Below are 11,840 nucleotides of genomic sequence, written 5' to 3' on the forward strand. Positions count from 1 at the left end.
CCATGTCCACGACTTTCACGATCGACAGCTCCACCAGCCGCGCGACGCCTGTTTCGGCGCCGATGAAGCGGGTGACCGTTCCTGCCGTGCGCCAGCGCAAGGGCAAGGAGCCGCTGGTGATGCTGACCGCCTATACCGTGCGTACGGCGCAGCTGCTGGACCCGCATTGCGACATGCTGCTGGTGGGCGACAGCCTGGGACAGGTGATCTACGGCCTGCCTTCGACGGTGCCGGTGACGCTGGAGATGATGGCGGCACATGGCGCGGCGGTGGTACGCGGCAGCTATCACGCGATGGTGATCGTCGACATGCCGTTCGGCAGCTACGAAGCCAGCCCGGAAAAGGCGTTCGAGAGCGCTTCCTGGCTGCTGAAGCAGACCGGCGCGGCGGCGGTGAAGATGGAAGGCGGAACGGCGATGGCGTCGACCGTGGCGTTCCTTTCCGAGCGCGGCATTCCCGTAATGGGGCATGTCGGCCTGACACCGCAGGCGGTGAATGCGCTGGGCGGCTATGGCGCGCGCGGCCGATCGGAGGCCGAGGCGCGCAAGATCGTGGGCGATGCGGTGGCGGTGGCGGAGGCCGGCGCCTTCTCGGTGGTGATCGAAGGCGTGGTGGAGCCGATCGCGATCGAGATCACGCGATCGGTCAGCGTGCCGACGATCGGCATCGGCGCGTCGGCGGAATGCGACGGCCAGGTGCTGGTGACCGAGGACATGCTTGGCCTGTTCGAGCGCGTGCCGCGGTTCGTGAAGCGTTATGGCAACATGGCGAGCTTCATCGGCGATCACGCCGCGGCCTATGCCGAGGAAGTGAAAACGCGCGCATTTCCGGGGGCGGAGCAGACTTACGCCCCCAAAACGTGAGCCGCTTTCGTTTTCCGCCGGCAGGCCGTAAAGCTCGCCGCCGATTTCCTTTAGTATCGGAGTAGGTCGTGGCGCTCACGCCGCAGAACAACCAGGCATTCCTGCGCGAAGTCGACGAGGAACTGCGCAAGGAACAGGCTGCGGCGCTGGCGAAGCGCTGGGGCCTCATCATCGCTGCCGTGATCGTCGTGACGCTCGCGGCCTTCGGTGGATACCTCTTCTGGCAGCATCAGAAGCGCGAGGAAGCCGGACGCGAGGGTGAGAAGTTGCAGCTGGTGTGGGACGATCTGGCCGCCAATCGGCTGGAGAAGACGACCGCGCCGCTGGCCGAGCTCGCCCAGTCCAAGTCCGATGGCTATCGCGCGGTGGCGCTGTTCACCCAGGCCGACCTGCTGCTGCAGAAGGACGACCTGAAGGGCGCGGCGGCCAAGTTCGGACAGATCGCGGCCGACGAGTCGCTGGACGCGCCGTTCCGCCAGCTGGCGCTGGTGCGCCAGACGATGGCCGAGTTCGACACGATCAAGCCCGACCAGGTGGTCACGCGGCTGCGCGGGCTGGCGGTGCCGGAGAACCCCTATTTCGGCAGCGCCGGTGAACTGGTGGCGCTGGCCTACCTGAAGCAGGGCCGCCGCGATCTTGCCGGCAAGCTGTTCGGGCAGATCGCGCAGGACGAGAAGGTGCCGGCGACGATCCGTCAACGCGCGGTTCAGATGGCGGGCGTACTTGGTGTCGACGCCGTGCCGGCAGAGGCGGGCACGAAGAGTGATGGCGGCACCGGCCCGGCTGCGGGCGGGGCACAGAGCAAGGCACAGTAATGAAAAAGTCGATTGCCGCCCCGATCGCCGTGGCGAGCCTGATGGCTCTGAGCGCCTGCGGCATCTTCAAGGGCCAGGAAAAGAAGACGCCGACGGTCGGCAATCGCGTGCCGATCCTGGTATCGGAGAATGAGGCGGAGGTGGATCCGTCGCTGTCGGGCGTGCAGGTGCTGCTGCCGGCGGCCGAGGTGAACGCGGAGTGGACCCAGCCGGGCGGCAATGCCGCGAAGGACATGGGCCATCTGGCGCTTGGCGGATCGCCGGCGCGGATCTGGGGCGCGTCGATCAACGGCGGATCGAACCGCCAGCAGCTCGGCGGCACGCCAGTGATTGCGGACGGCAAGCTCTTCGTCGTCGACGTCGAGGCGCGGGTGCATGCGTTCAACGCGGACACCGGAAGCTCGATCTGGTCCACGGCATTGGCCAAGGACGAATCGAATAAGTCCGCGCTGTTCGGCGGCGGCGCCAGCGTCGACGGCGGCCGCGTCTATGCGACGAGCGGGCTTGGCGACGTGGTGGCGCTGAACGCCGCCGATGGCAGCGAAGTGTGGCGTTCCAAGCCGGGCGGGCCGCTGCGCGGCGCGCCGACCATCGCCAACGGCCAGATCTATGTGCTGAGCCAGGACAACCAGCTCTATGCGCTGGGCGAGGCTGACGGGAAGGTGCAGTGGACCGCGTCCGCCAGCGTCGAGACGCAGGGCGTGTTCGGCGTCGCGGCACCGGCTGCGGCAGCGGGCACGATCGTCGCCGGCTTCTCCTCGGGCGAACTCAATGCCTATCGCTACGAGAACGGCCGCACCCTGTGGCAGGACGCCTTGTCGCGCACCAGCATCTCCACCTCGGTTTCGAGCTTGGCCGATATCGACGCGGATCCGGTGATCGCTGACGGGCGCGTCTATGCCGTGGGGCAGGGCGGGCGCATGGTGGCGATCGAGATCGCGACCGGGCAGCGCCTGTGGGAGCAGAATTTCGCCAGCATCACGACGCCATGGATCGCGGGCGAGTGGCTGTTCGTCGTGACCGACGATGCGCGTCTGGTGTGCCTGTCGCGCGCCAACGGCAAGGTCCGCTGGATCGGCCAGCTGCGCGCGTACAAGAACGAGAAGAAGAAATCGAACCCCTACACCTGGTTCGGCCCGGTTCTCGCCGGTGACCGGCTGTGGCTTACCAATTCGCGCGGCGAACTGGTCGGCGTGTCGCCGGCCGACGGCAGCGTGCAGGTGACGATCGACGCGTCCGACAGCTTCACCTTGCCGCCGATCGTGGCGAACCAGACCCTGTACACGCTCGATCATAAGGGACGCATGTCCGCGTACAGGTGACGCGGGGGCGGCGAGCGGGTAGGGGGGCGCGATGGCACGTCTCCCCACCGTCGCGATCGTCGGCCGCCCTAATGTCGGCAAGTCCACGTTGTTCAACCGTCTCGTCGGCAAGAAGCTGGCGCTCGTGGATGATCGCCCCGGCGTAACCCGCGACCGGCGCGAGGGCGATGCGCACCTCCTGGGCCTGGATTTCCGCGTCGTCGATACCGCGGGCTACGAAGATCATGACGCGCACTCGCTGCCGGGCCGTATGCGCCTGCAGACCGAGGCGGCGGTGGCGGCGGCGGATGTCGCGCTGTTCATGGTCGACGCGCGTGCCGGGATCGTGCCGCTGGACGAGGAGATCGCGCGCTGGCTGCGGGGATCGACCACGCCGATCGTGCTGGTGGCTAACAAGGCGGAGGGGCGCTCCGGCGAACAAGGCATCCTGGAATCGCTCGCGCTGGGCTTTGGTGATCCCGTCCAGCTGTCGGCCGAACATGGCGAAGGCGTCGCCGACCTGTTCGACGCGCTGCTTCCGTATCTCGACAAGGAGGCGGAGGACGAGGAGGCGGATGACGAGGGGGAGAACCCTGACGCGCCGCTGAAGCTTGCGATCGTCGGGCGGCCGAACGCGGGCAAGTCGACGCTGGTCAACCGGATGCTGGGCGAGGATCGCATGATCACCGGGCCCGAGGCGGGGATCACGCGCGATTCGATCGCGATCGACTGGGAATGGCGCGGGCGGCCTGTGCGGCTGATCGATACCGCGGGGATGCGCAAGCGCGCCAAGGTGCAGGACAAGCTGGAAAAGCTTTCCGTCGCCGATGCGCTGCACGCGGTGGACTTCGCCGAAGTCGTCGTGCTGCTGCTGGACGCGACGCTTGGCCTTGAATCGCAGGATCTGCGCATCGCCGATCGCGTGCTGGAGGAAGGGCGCGCGCTGATCATCGCGCTGAACAAATGGGATGTCGCCGAAGACCCCTCGTCACTGTTCAACGGCGTGAAGGCGGCGCTTGGTGATGGCCTGAGCCAGGTGAAGGGCGTGCCGCTGATCACCGTATCGGCGATGACCGGCAAGGGTATCGACCAGCTGATCGGCGCAGCCTTCGAAACGCGGGAGGCATGGTCGCGCCGCGTGCCGACGGGCGAGCTCAACCGCTGGTTCGAACGGGCGATCGAAGCCAATCCGCCGCCCGCGCCGGGCGGCAAGCGGATCAAGATGCGCTATGTGACGCAGGTCAAGACACGGCCGCCGAGCTTCGTGATCTTCGGCACGCGCGTCGACCAATTGCCGGCGAGCTACGAACGCTATCTGGTCAATTCGATGCGTAAAGATCTTGGATTTGGTGCCGTTCCGGTCCGTCTGACGTTGCGAGCACCTAAGAACCCTTACAGTAGCTGACGCTTACCCGCTATTTACTTCACGGCGATAGATGATCTTACTTGCGCTGTAGTCACCCACAGCGCGCAGGGGAATGGGATCGTGTCGTTCGAAGGCAGCGCGTTGGTCGACTGGGCAGCCTTTGCGAAGGCGCGGGCGGAGCTTGGTGCCGACTTCGTGCGGATCCTCGGCTATTTCCGCGAGGACGGAGTGAAATCCGTTGCGGCGATCGAGGCGGGCATGCGCGCGCTCAATGCCGCGGCGATTGTGATTCCAGCGCATACGCTGAAGGGCGAGGCGGGCCAGTTCGGGGCGACGCCGCTCGCTGATCTGGCTGAAGCGATCGAGGTGATTGCGCGCGACTGCGTCGAGGCGCGCGAGACGCCTGAGGCCGCGGTGGAGGACGTCGCTCGGCTGCGGCCGCTGTTCAATGAAACGCTGGCGCTGCTGGAGCGTGAAGCCGGCCCGATGGCTGCACGCCGGCCAGCGACCGGGTTCGGCCGACGCCCGGCTGGCGGGACGTTCGGCCGATCCTGATCGTGCCCCGGTGAAAGGCGCCGGTCACCGGCCGGCACCGGACGATCAGCCGTCCGCCTGCTCCGGCTGGGCGTTGAGCTGGATATAATTCTGCAGACCCATGCGCTCGATCATCTCGAACTGCCGTTCGAGCGTGTCGACATGCTCTTCCTCGCTCAGCAGGATCTTGGTGAAGAGATCGCGGCTGACGAAATCCTTCACTTCCTCGCAATAGGCGATCGCGGCCTTAAGCTGCGCGACGGCCTCGATCTCCATGGCGAGATCGGCCTTCAGCACTTCCTCGACGGTCTCGCCGATGCGCAGGCGGCCGAGCAGCTGGAAATTGGGGAGGCCATCGAGGAACAGGATGCGCTCCGCCAGCCAATCGGCGTGCTTCATCTCGTCGATCGATTCGTGCCGCTCGAATTCGGCGAGCTTGCGCACGCCCCAGTGCTCGAGCAGGCGATAGTGCAACCAATATTGGTTGATCGCGGTAAGTTCGTTCTTGAGCGTTTCGTTCAAGAACTCGATGACGCGTGCGTCGCCCTTCATTGCAGTGCCTCCGTTACGGGGCCGGCTTGTATCGTCGGTGGGGCGTGAGCGCCATCTAAAAAATGGCGGATTTCTGCGGATTCCTGGGATTGCGAACGCTACGCAGCAGCGCGCTCTTCATCGATAATGGCTCGCGCGAACGTGACGCACTGGCCGCACTTGGGCTGGCGACCGAGCGAGCGATAGGCCTGACATGCCGTCTTCGATCCAGAGCGTGCAGCGTTGCGGACGTCGCTTTCGCGGATGGCATTACAGACGCAAACGACCATGTTGATCTCCCCTCACGGCTGAGCATGGGGTAGGGCTAATGCGAATGTGTCGCAAGTCCTTTTGCGTCTTATTCGCAAATTAGCGGTGCGTGATCGGCTGCAGCTTGAGCCGGGCCATGCTGCGCCACAGCCATTCGAACGGCCCGTAGGCGAACCGGTCGAGCCATGGCTTCGACCAAAGCAGCATCGCGGCGCAGATCACGGCGACGATGGGATAGAGCTGCCACCGCTCGAGACGGCCGAACCAGCCGAGGCCGTAGCCGTAGAAGAGCAAGGTGCAGAGGAGGCTGGTGGCGAGATAGTTGCTGAACGCCATCCGCCCGACCGCGGCGATCCGCCGGGTCAGGGCGCCGGCTGGCCCGCGCTGCATCAGGAGGATGATCGTCGCTGCATAGGCCAGCGCGAGGCCCGGGCGCAGCAGGACGAGGTGGAGCGGATTTGCCAGCAGCAAGGTGAGCGGATCGAAGTTCGTGCTGGAGATCCACCAGACGAGCGGGAGGTACAGCGGCAGGCAGATGCCGTAGCCGAGCAGCATCAGCTGCCGGTAGCGCCGGCGCGGCCATTCGCCAGCGAAGAAGCCGCTGCGGAACAGCGCCACGCCCAGCAGCATCAGTGCGATCGTTTCCGGAAGCAGCGAGGGCATGACCTCGGTCTGCGCCTCATAGGTGCGGACAATGCGGGCGGGCAGCACATCCGACCATCCGCCGCGGAAAGCGGCGATCTCCGCCGGGATTTCGGCGCGCAGTTCCGCGATGCCGCCCGTATAGCGCGACCATTTGTCCTGCAGCGCCACGGGCGCATCAGCCGCGGTGGCGCGCGCCTCGAAGTGCCGTGCGGCGGCGTGATCGGCGATGCCGGCGACGAGTTGCAGGAGCATGATGATCGTGGCCAGGGCGAGCAGCGCCTCGGTTCGCCAGCGTCGCGCGGCGAAGATGATCGCGCCGCCGATCGCATATGGAACGAGGATGTCGCCCGACCAGATCAGATAGGCGTGCACCATACCGATCAGGAACAGGGTGATCATGCGCGCATAATGGACGCGCGCCGGGCTTTGGCCGGCGGCGAGTGCGCGCTCCGCGATCAGCATCGTGGAGGCGCCGAACAGGATCGTGAACAGGCCGCGCATCTTGCCGTCGGCAAGAACGAAGGCGATCGCCCAAGCCCACCAGTTCGCCCCTGTCGCCCCGCCATAGAAGGTGGGATCGACATAGGCGTAACTCGGCATCGCGAAATCGACGATGTTGAGCAGCAGGATGCCCATCACCGCGACGCCGCGGATCACGTCAAGCGTGACGAGCCGGGCGGACGCTTCGGTCGGGACGGCGCGCATCGGGCGTGGCGGGGTGCCGGCGGGCGGATCAGCCCTCCAGCGACACCTCGCCGCCCATCAGTTTCGGGAAGAAGCCCTCGTGCGCCGCACGCAGCGTGTCGAGCGTGACGACATCGTCGCGGTCGGGTCGCTCGAAGATCAGGCGCTTGCCGCCGGTGCGGCCCATCGGCTCCGCCTCGACCCCGGCCTCAAGCGCGGCCTGGAGGAAATCGGCCAGCGCGTGATCGTGGACGGTGACGATGTAGACGCCCTGATCCTCGCCGAAGAAGCTTGCCGCGCAGCCGAACGGCTGCTTGCGATCGATCATCGCGCCGATGTTGCCGGCGAGCGCCATTTCGGCGAGCGTGACGGCGATGCCGCCGTCGGAGACGTCGTGAACGGCGGAGAGCTGGCCGAGGTCGATCGCGGTGCGGATGAGATCGCCGGTCGCCTTCTCCTGCGCCAGATCGACGCGGGGCGGGGGGCCTTCCTCGCGGCCGTGGACCTCGCGCAGCCAGAGCGACTGGCCGAGATCGCCGCGGCGGGTGCCGACCGCGAGGATGACGTCGCCCGCGCCCTTGAAGGCGATCGTGGCGCTCTTCGACCAGTCCGCCATCAGGCCGACGCCGCCGATCGCGGGGGTGGGGAGGATCGCGCTGCCGCCGCCGGTCGCCTTCGATTCATTGTAGAGCGAGACGTTGCCGGAGACGATCGGGTAGTCGAGCGCGCGGCACGCCTGCGCCATGCCATCGAGGCAGCCGACGATCTGGCCCATGATCTCCGGGCGCTGCGGATTGGCGAAGTTGAGGCAGTTGGTGATCGCGAGCGGCTTGGCGCCGACCGCGGTCAGGTTGCGCCAGGTTTCGGCGACGGCCTGCTTCCCGCCCTCGACCGGATCGGCGTAGCAATAGCGCGGGGTGCAATCGGTGGTGATCGCCAGCGCCTTGTCGGTGCCGTGGACGCGCACAACCGCGGCGTCGCCGCCCGGGCGCTGCACCGTGTCGGCGCCGACCATGTGGTCATACTGCTCCCAGATCCAGCGGCGGCTGGCGATGTCGGGCGAGCCCATCAGCGTGACGAGATCGGCTGCGATGTCCTTGCACTCCGGCACGTCGACCAGCGCCTTGGCCGGCGGGGTGGGGACGTGCGGGCGATCGTAGAGCGGGGCCTCGTCGGCGAGCGGGGCGAGCGGGATGTCGCAGACGGTGTCGCCCTTCCACTTCAGCACCATGCGGCCCGTGTCGGTGACATGGCCGATGACGGCGAAGTCGAGTTCCCACTTGCGGAAGATCGCCTCGGCAAAGGCCTCGCGGCCCGGCTTCAGCACCATCAGCATGCGCTCCTGCGATTCGGAGAGCATCATCTCGTAGGGCGTCATGCCCTCTTCGCGCTGCGGCACGTCGTCCATGATCAGCTCGATGCCGACGCCGCCCTTGGACGCCATCTCGACGCTGGAGGAGGTGAGGCCGGCGGCGCCCATGTCCTGGATCGCGACGATCGCGTCGGAGGCCATGAGCTCGAGGCAGGCCTCGATCAGCAGCTTCTCGGTAAAGGGATCGCCGACCTGCACCGTCGGGCGCTTCTCCTCCGCATCCTCGCCGAAATCGGCCGAGGCCATGGTGGCGCCGTGGATGCCGTCGCGGCCGGTCTTGGAGCCGACATAGACGATCGGATTGCCGATGCCGCTGGCGGCCGAATAGAAGATCTTGTCCTGATCGGCGACGCCGACGGTCATCGCGTTGACGAGGATGTTGCCGTCATAGGCGGGGTGGAAGTTCACCTCGCCGCCCACGGTGGGGACGCCGACGCAATTGCCATAGCCGCCGATGCCATGGACCACGCCCGAGATCAGGTGGCGCATCTTGGGGTGATCGGGGCGGCCGAAGCGAAGCGCGTTCATGTTCGCGATGGGGCGCGCGCCCATGGTGAAGACGTCGCGCAGGATGCCGCCGACACCCGTCGCCGCGCCCTGATAGGGCTCGATGTACGAGGGGTGGTTGTGCGATTCCATCTTGAAGATCGCAGCCTGGCCATCACCAATGTCGATGACGCCGGCATTCTCGCCCGGGCCGCAGATCACCCAGGGAGCTTCCGTGGGCAGCTTCTTCAGGTGGATTCGCGACGACTTGTAGGAGCAATGCTCCGACCACATCACCGAGAAGATGCCGAGTTCCACCAGGTTCGGCTCACGGCCGAGCGCGTGGAGGACGCGATCATATTCCTCGGGACTAAGGCCGTGTTCGGCGACGACTTCTGGCGTGATGGCGGTCATGTCCGCGCCGATAGCGTTGGTGGCCGCCGGTGTCACCACATCGGCGGCGCTGCGCGCGTCGATCAGTGCCGCCGTGCGAGGCGGCGCCGCTTGATCCGCGCGACGAGCCCCTCGCGCTGTGTCAGCGGCTCGAACATTCCCTCTGGCCCTTCGGGATCGAGGATCTCGTTGTCGGCGAGCCATTTCTCCACCTCCGAGAGGTTCGGCACCTCGTAGGGCACGAGCGTCTTTCCCTCGCCGCGCAGGCGCTCGATCGCGCCGATCAGGCCGTGAGCGGCGACCTGCGCGGTCACTTCCGCCGGCTCCACGCCGAGATGCTCGGCGACCAGATCGTCGCGGATGGCTGAAATGCAGTCGCCCTCATGCTCGATCGTGACGTCGCACTCGGTATCGAGGCGGAGCGAGCGATTGTTGAAGTTCGACGAGCCGACTCGGATCAGATCGTCATCGATCGCGAGCACCTTGGCGTGAACGTAGATCGGGACGCCGCCAGCGGTGTGCGGGTGATACATGCGCAGGCGATCGTGTCGATCGCGCTGCTTCAATGCCTGGAACAGGCGCGCGCGCGCCGTGTCCATGGCGATCGGCTCGAGCCAGCCCTGCGCGGTCACCGGGTTGATGATGACGATCTCGGGCCCGTCCGCCTCCTCCAGGCGCTTTGCCATGGCCTCGGCCACGCGGCGCGAGGCAAAATACTGGCTTTCGGCATAGATGCGCCGCTTCGCGCGGGCGATGAGCGCGAGGTAGAGTTCCTCGATCTCGAGCACGGCCTCTTGTGGGCCATGTTCGGGCTGCGAGCGCGAGATGGCGACATCAACCTCGCGGAAGTGCGGCGCCAGGCTCTCGGGCCAGCAGGCGTTCGAGGGGGGCGGGGGCTCGATCGGGCGGCCGCCGGCGATCTCCCACCGTGCCCGGCAGAGTTCGCCGAGCGCGGCCGCGACCGGGCCTTCGAGCGCGGTGGTGGCGTCATGCCATGGCTTGAAGGGCGATCCGCTGGGCGAGCGGCGATGTTCGTCGTTGTCGCTGTGAGCGCGCGTGTCCCAGCGCTCGTCCGTCATGTCGATGCCGCCGCAGAAGGCGAGGCAATCGTCGATCACGACGATCTTCTGATGCTGCGAGGCGCCGATCGGATGATGGCCATCGAGCTTCAGGTGGATCCGCTTGCGCAGGAAGCGCCACTTGGTGAGCGTCCACAGCGTCTTGCCTCGGAACAGCGTCTTCAGCGCGCCCTTGTCCCAGCGCAGGATGTGGACGCTGAGACCCGGTTTGCGGTGGACCAGCCAACTGATGAAATCGCCGACGGTGGTGGGCACGCCCGGCGGCTCATTGTCCCAGGCGAGCTTGATTCGCGCGTCGAAATCCCAGCCGACCAGCAGGATCTGATGCTCCGCATTCATCATCGCTTCGCGCGCGACGCGGAAATAGGGATCCGCATCGACGATGACCGCGGCACGGCTCGCCCGCTCGACACGCCAGCGGGCCTTTTCCGGAAGGCTCACAGGATGTCGCGGACGCGTTCTGGCGGCCGGCCGAGGACGACGCCCTTGTCGGTCTCGACCAGCGGGCGCTCGATCAGCGCGGGGTCGGCGGCCATGGCGTCGAGCGCGGCTTCGTCGTTCGCCACCTTGGGCGCGTCCTTTCGCATCGCGTCGCGCGGGGCGATGCCGGCGCGGGCATAGAGGCGCGCGAGCTCGGCGCGGCTGGGCGGGTCCTTGAGATATTCGACGATGATCGGCTCGATCCCGGCATCGCGGAGCAAAGCCAAGGCCTCCCGCGACTTGGAGCAGCGGGGGTTATGCCAGATCGTCGCGTTCATGGCGCCATCGTCTATAGCGTCCGCAGCCGCGGACCAAGCCTTGGGATGCGGCTGCGACCCGTCCACGCGGCGAGCAGGGCAAGAGCGGTGAAGACCGCGAGCGCGAGCAGCGATTGGGCGAGTGGCGCAGGATCGATGACGCGATCAGGCTGTGGCTCGGCCCAGTTGATCACCTGGACGAACGCCAGCGCGGTGGCGAGGATTGACGGGGCGAGAATGCCGGCGCGGCCGTGCGGCCTTGTTCTCACGAGATAGAAGCCGAGCGCAGCGGCGGTGAGGGCGATCTCCAGCGGCATCTCGATCATTGGGTGGTTCCAGAGCGCGAAGCCGTAGCGGCTGCCGGAGCCGGCGATCGTGAGATCCGGCGCGTGGACGAGAAGATCGAGGAACCAGTGCGATGCCACGACCGCGGCACCGATCATCGCCGTCACCCAGGCGCTGCCGGCGAGCCGCGCGATCGCGAGCCAGCCGAGCGCGAACAGAAGCGTTCCGGCGAGGCTGTGCGTGTAGCGCATGTCGTAAAGGTCGAGCGCGTTCATCACCGTGAAGCCTGGCACGAGACGCGCGTGCTCGATGCCGAGCGCGACGAAACCGAAGAACGCGAAATCGACGAGCTGTGCTGCGACGAACAGGGCGCCGAGACGGGGGGCCTTGGGACAGGCCGCGGCGATCAATGCCGGTGCGTAATGCCCGATGAACATGAAGCCTCTCCCCCGTAGGAGAGAGGCTTAGGTCAAGTGAAG

The 11,840-nt window shown here is 66.8% G+C and carries 12 protein-coding genes; 5 read left to right on the plus strand and 7 right to left on the minus strand.

The features are described from left to right. Positions 1-2 precede the first annotated feature (2 nt). The 5 genes from panB (at position 3) to ACH0AE_RS10575 (ending at position 4,900) form a co-directional block, all read left to right on the plus strand. Positions 3-863, plus strand: a complete 861-nt coding sequence (gene panB / locus ACH0AE_RS10555) for a 3-methyl-2-oxobutanoate hydroxymethyltransferase (protein WP_294444916.1) — start codon at positions 3-5, stop codon at positions 861-863. A gap of 68 nt (positions 864-931) precedes the next feature. Next, complete coding sequence (locus tag ACH0AE_RS10560) at positions 932-1,678, plus strand: tetratricopeptide repeat protein (protein WP_294444917.1); 747 nt, start codon at positions 932-934, stop codon at positions 1,676-1,678. After that, the gene (locus ACH0AE_RS10565) at positions 1,678-3,000 is read left to right on the plus strand and encodes a PQQ-like beta-propeller repeat protein (RefSeq protein ID WP_294444918.1); all 1,323 of its coding nucleotides are present in this window, start codon (positions 1,678-1,680) and stop codon (positions 2,998-3,000) included. Before ACH0AE_RS10560 ends, ACH0AE_RS10565 begins: the two co-directional genes overlap by 1 nt. A 31-nt stretch (positions 3,001-3,031) precedes the next feature. After that, entirely contained in the window at positions 3,032-4,384 is a 1,353-nt protein-coding gene (gene der / locus ACH0AE_RS10570; RefSeq protein ID WP_294444919.1) for a ribosome biogenesis GTPase Der, read from the plus strand. An 81-nt stretch (positions 4,385-4,465) separates the two neighbouring features. Continuing rightward, a complete protein-coding gene (locus ACH0AE_RS10575; protein WP_406875729.1) occupies positions 4,466-4,900 on the plus strand; it encodes an Hpt domain-containing protein in 435 nt (144 codons plus the stop codon). Between the two features lie 45 nt (positions 4,901-4,945). On the opposite strand, the gene bfr is transcribed toward ACH0AE_RS10575, so the two are convergent. The 7 genes from bfr to ACH0AE_RS10610 all read right to left on the minus strand — a co-directional run bounded on the left by bfr (position 4,946) and on the right by ACH0AE_RS10610 (position 11,798). Beyond that, positions 4,946-5,431, minus strand: a complete 486-nt coding sequence (bfr, locus tag ACH0AE_RS10580; protein ID WP_406875730.1) for a bacterioferritin — start codon at positions 5,429-5,431, stop codon at positions 4,946-4,948. A gap of 98 nt (positions 5,432-5,529) precedes the next feature. Further along, positions 5,530-5,700 carry a bacterioferritin-associated ferredoxin gene (locus tag ACH0AE_RS10585; RefSeq protein ID WP_294444922.1) on the minus strand — a complete coding sequence of 57 codons (171 nt, stop codon included), beginning with the start codon at positions 5,698-5,700 and terminating at the stop codon, positions 5,530-5,532. 79 nt (positions 5,701-5,779) lie between these two features. Beyond that, complete coding sequence (locus ACH0AE_RS10590; RefSeq protein ID WP_406875731.1) at positions 5,780-7,030, minus strand: DUF418 domain-containing protein; 1,251 nt, start codon at positions 7,028-7,030, stop codon at positions 5,780-5,782. Positions 7,031-7,058: 28 nt separating this feature from the next. Further along, positions 7,059-9,281 (minus strand): phosphoribosylformylglycinamidine synthase subunit PurL, encoded by a 2,223-nt coding sequence (purL, locus tag ACH0AE_RS10595; RefSeq protein ID WP_406875732.1) that lies wholly within the window; start codon positions 9,279-9,281, stop codon positions 7,059-7,061. A 62-nt stretch (positions 9,282-9,343) separates the two neighbouring features. Continuing rightward, complete coding sequence (locus ACH0AE_RS10600; protein ID WP_406875733.1) at positions 9,344-10,780, minus strand: phospholipase D-like domain-containing protein; 1,437 nt, start codon at positions 10,778-10,780, stop codon at positions 9,344-9,346. Continuing rightward, entirely contained in the window at positions 10,777-11,097 is a 321-nt protein-coding gene (gene arsC, locus ACH0AE_RS10605; protein ID WP_294444103.1) for an arsenate reductase (glutaredoxin), read from the minus strand. The genes ACH0AE_RS10600 and arsC overlap by 4 nt, the downstream gene beginning before the upstream one ends. Positions 11,098-11,108: 11 nt before the next feature. Beyond that, on the minus strand, positions 11,109-11,798 hold the full coding sequence (locus ACH0AE_RS10610) for a hypothetical protein (RefSeq protein ID WP_294444104.1): 690 nt from the start codon (positions 11,796-11,798) through the stop codon (positions 11,109-11,111). Positions 11,799-11,840 lie beyond the last annotated feature (42 nt).

The sequence above is a fragment of the Sphingomonas sp. 179-A 2A2 NHS genome (assembly GCF_045371305.1).
Taxonomy (GTDB): domain Bacteria; phylum Pseudomonadota; class Alphaproteobacteria; order Sphingomonadales; family Sphingomonadaceae; genus Sphingomonas.

What these genes read in the sequence shown, in the direction of transcription:
- panB (WP_294444916.1), top strand. Translation starts at nt 3, where the DNA reads ATGTCCACGACTTTCACGATCGACAGCTCCACCAGCCGCGCGACGCCT.
- ACH0AE_RS10565 (WP_294444918.1), top strand. Translation starts at nt 1,678, where the DNA reads ATGAAAAAGTCGATTGCCGCCCCGATCGCCGTGGCGAGCCTGATGGCT.
- der (WP_294444919.1), top strand. Translation starts at nt 3,032, where the DNA reads ATGGCACGTCTCCCCACCGTCGCGATCGTCGGCCGCCCTAATGTCGGC.
- bfr (WP_406875730.1), bottom strand. Translation starts at nt 5,431, where the DNA reads ATGAAGGGCGACGCACGCGTCATCGAGTTCTTGAACGAAACGCTCAAG.
- ACH0AE_RS10585 (WP_294444922.1), bottom strand. Translation starts at nt 5,700, where the DNA reads ATGGTCGTTTGCGTCTGTAATGCCATCCGCGAAAGCGACGTCCGCAAC.
- ACH0AE_RS10590 (WP_406875731.1), bottom strand. Translation starts at nt 7,030, where the DNA reads ATGCGCGCCGTCCCGACCGAAGCGTCCGCCCGGCTCGTCACGCTTGAC.
- purL (WP_406875732.1), bottom strand. Translation starts at nt 9,281, where the DNA reads ATGACCGCCATCACGCCAGAAGTCGTCGCCGAACACGGCCTTAGTCCC.
- arsC (WP_294444103.1), bottom strand. Translation starts at nt 11,097, where the DNA reads ATGAACGCGACGATCTGGCATAACCCCCGCTGCTCCAAGTCGCGGGAG.
- ACH0AE_RS10610 (WP_294444104.1), bottom strand. Translation starts at nt 11,798, where the DNA reads ATGTTCATCGGGCATTACGCACCGGCATTGATCGCCGCGGCCTGTCCC.